The following is a 3,256-nucleotide window of genomic DNA, read 5'->3' as shown; positions in this document are numbered from 1 at the left end:
CCGCATCTCCACCCATGCAGGAACCCCGGCGGGGGAGCGCTACGTCACCGCTGCGCGGGAACTGTTCGCCCTCCCGGCCGACAGCGGGCAGCGAAGCGGGAACGGATGGCCACAGTGACGGCCACCGGCTGGGCGTCATCGGCTTCATCGACGCCCTTACCGAGCCGATCATCGGTAACATCTGCGCGGCGGGCGCGGATCTGGCCTCCTACCAGGTCATCCCCGAAGGGCCATGGCGGGTGGAACGCGCCCTGGCCGAAGACTTCACCCCCCTGCTGGACGCCTACACCGCCGCCGCAGGCCGGGCCGCGGCCGCCGGCGCGCAGTGGCTGGTCTCCGCCGAGGGCATCCCGCACGAAATCCTCATTCATTTGGGAGTGCGCGAACTGGCAGGGCTGCCCCTGATCGATCCGCTCGGCCTGGCCATCGCCACCGCCGAGCACCTGCACCGGCTGCGCACCCTGGGCATCATCGCCCGCCCCGAGACGGGCTACGCCCGCCGCCCACCGCGCCCGGTTGTGGAACACGTCGAACGCGTGCTCGGCGCGATGGGAGCGAGCCGATGACCGATCCGTTGTTGCACCGGCCACGCCGCTCGCGCCGCACCCCCGCTTTGCGACGCATGGTTGCGAGCTCCCGGCTGCACCCGGCGAACCTGATCCTTCCCGTGTTCGTCAAGGAAGGCATCGCCGAACCGCAGCCCGTGGCCTCGATGCCCGGCGTCGTCCGGCACACCCGCGACAGCTTACGCAAGACCGCTGCCGCGGCCGCCCAGGCAGGAATCGGCGGCTTGATCATCTTTGGTGTGCCCAGGGCTGACCGCAAAGACGCCCTGGGCAGTCAGGCCTGGGCGGTCGACGGCATCACCCAGCAGGCGATCGCCGACGTGGTCACCGAAGTGGGCGAGGACCTCGTGGTGATCGCTGACCTCAATCCTGACGAAGCCACCGACCACGGCAACGTCGGCGTCCTGGGCGCGGACGGCGACGTCGACAACGATGCCACCCTTACCCTCTACGCCCAGATCGCCGTCGCCCAAGCGCAGGCCGGCGCGCACATGGTCGCTCCCAGCGGCATGATGGACGGCCAGGTCGCCGCGATCCGCCGGGCGCTGGACGAGGCCGGCCACACCATCACATCGATCATGGCCTACTCGGCCAAGTACGCCTCAGCCCTCTACAGCCCCTTCCGCGAGGCCGTCTCCTCCTCCCTGGTGGGAAACCGCGGTAGCCACCAGCAAGACCCCGCCGGGCCCATCCACGAGGCGCTGCGCGAGGTCCGCCTGGACCTGGACCAGGGCGTGGACGCGGTCATCATCAAACCGGCCATGTTCTATCAGGACATCGTCCACGCCGTGCGCCCCATCGTGGACGTGCCGCTCGCGGCCTACCAGACCAGCGGTGAGTACGCGATGGTCGAGGCCGCCGCAGCGCGCGGCTGGCTCGACCGGGAGAAAATCGTGCGTGAGAGCGTGCTCGGAATCCGTCGCGCCGGCGCCGATCTTGTGATTACCTACTGGGCCGCAGAGGTCGCCCGCTGGGTTGAGACATGACCCCACATCGATCGCAGACCGACGTTCGCGCCGGCCACGTCGTCCTGTGACCGGCGCGGCCGGAGGCGTTGGCTCGGCCGTCACCGGTACCATCCCCGCCGAAAGTCACCATCGCCACCGCCTATTTGGCCGACGAACCTGTGCGCATGCCGGCGGTGGCGGTGCCGAAGGCCATGGTGTATCCGGCCGATGTCGCCGACGAGGTCGCCACCGTCGCGCGGCACGCTCACGCCATCAACGGCAACGCCGCAACTGTTGAGGCGGCGCTGTGTGCGGCGCAGGCCGTCGCCGACGATCGACAGTCCTACCCTGACGAGCTCGATCAGGGGATCCGGGGCGAATTCGCGTTCAACGAGGCACGTGCCGCGCCCTGTGCGGCCGGAGCCTGGCCGCACATGCGCGACGGCGGGCAGGCAGCCAAGCACGCACAACGGGCGCTCGACGTCTACGCCGCCATGCCCTCGAACTGTCATCCGTTCTCACCGATCGCCGGAGTGACGATCGACCCCACCAAGCTGCGCGAGGCCATGGTGGATGGGTACGTCGTCTCCGGCCACCTGCGCACCCCCGAGGTCATCGGCGCCTTCCGCGCGGTCGAGCGCCACACGTTCATCCCCGACGCCGACGTGGAGGCCGCCTACGTCGACGCGCCGTGCCGATCAAGCACGCACCGGCGGTGAGATGATCTCCTGCATCTCCGCGCCGTCCATCGTCGCCACCCAACTGGAGCAGATAGACGCCCGCCCCAGCCACAACATCCTGGAGGCCGGGGACAGCCACCGGCTACAACGCCGCGCTCCTCGGCCACCTGGTCGCCCCCACCGGCCGCGTGTGCACGATCGACGTCGACACCGACCTCGTCGACACCGCCAGCACACACCTGGAAGCCGCCGGAACCGGCAACAGCTCTTGCAGGAATAGTGGCTCCCACCGTGGTGCCCTCGCCGGGCACGCCGTTGACGCTGAGGCTACCGCCGAGGCTTACAAACGCGGCCCCGCGGCTGCCTAAACGGGCTTTGTATGCCTCGGCCGACGTCCCGAAGCCGTCGTCACTGACTGTCAGTCGCAGTCCGCTGGCGGCAACGGTCAGGGCTATGGCGACGGTGCGAGCAAGCGCCTGTCGTTCCACCTCAAGCAGGACATCCTGGATGGTGCCGCAGACGATCTGCGCAATGGAGGCAGGAAGCGGCTCTGCCGGCAGAGCCCAGATCTCCACCTCGACACCCGTTCGCAGCGACCACTCCTGCAGCGTTTGCATGGTCGTACGCTCGCCTGATTTGCTAGTGCTGGTCATCTGATCTCCCCCTGGATATCGGCGCACGACTTCGGTGTTTCCGTTTCCGACTCATCACCAAGGTCACGTCAGTACGCAACCAATGCCCCTGACCGCAACGGGCGTCCATCGTTCCCCGTCATAGCCGTACGTTCTGGCCGCAGCGGCGCACACGAAGGGCCTTGTGGAACGAATGCGTAAGGTTCATGAACACGTAGCCATTCTCGGCATTGGATAGGGCCTATAGGCATCGTTGGTGCAAAATGGCATAAATATGACGAATGATGGCAAAAGTGGACCAGAGGGGCATGTCGGTGGAGATGGTGAACTCGTGGTGGCGGCCCATCTCGCTGCCCTGATCCCACGTCAAGGAGCGCTTGAGATGGACGGGTAGCGTCGCGACGGTGCCCAGCAGGGCGTCGCACATGCGC

Annotated in this window: 4 protein-coding genes and 1 pseudogene; 4 read left to right on the top strand and 1 reads right to left on the bottom strand. The window is 67.8% G+C overall.

The window, feature by feature from the left end; all coding sequences use genetic code 11:
- From ACTWPW_RS63530 to ACTWPW_RS63515, 4 genes are all read left to right on the top strand, one after another.
- On the top strand, positions 1-566 hold a 566-nt coding region (locus ACTWPW_RS63530), incomplete at its 5' end, for a hypothetical protein (protein WP_443174933.1).
- Positions 563-1,552, top strand: a complete 990-nt coding sequence (hemB, locus tag ACTWPW_RS63525; protein WP_443174932.1) for a porphobilinogen synthase — start codon at positions 563-565, stop codon at positions 1,550-1,552. The genes ACTWPW_RS63530 and hemB, both read left to right, overlap by 4 nt.
- A gap of 146 nt (positions 1,553-1,698) precedes the next feature.
- Positions 1,699-2,232: a hypothetical protein gene (locus tag ACTWPW_RS63520; protein ID WP_443174931.1), complete on the top strand. Its 534-nt coding sequence runs from the start codon at positions 1,699-1,701 to the stop codon at positions 2,230-2,232.
- Between the two features lie 149 nt (positions 2,233-2,381).
- Positions 2,382-2,561, top strand: coding sequence for a hypothetical protein (locus ACTWPW_RS63515; RefSeq protein ID WP_443174930.1), 180 nt, complete (start codon positions 2,382-2,384; stop codon positions 2,559-2,561).
- Between the two features lie 562 nt (positions 2,562-3,123).
- Here the strand turns inward: ACTWPW_RS63515 and ACTWPW_RS63510 are convergent.
- Positions 3,124-3,256: pseudogene (locus tag ACTWPW_RS63510) on the bottom strand (IS30 family transposase); the annotation flags it as partial.

It is taken from the genome of Nonomuraea sp. KM90, from assembly GCF_052246675.1.
Classification (GTDB): Bacteria; Actinomycetota; Actinomycetes; order Streptosporangiales; family Streptosporangiaceae; genus Nonomuraea.
The sequence above is the reverse complement of the archived record's forward strand: the minus strand, read 5'-3'. Positions and strand labels throughout refer to the sequence as shown.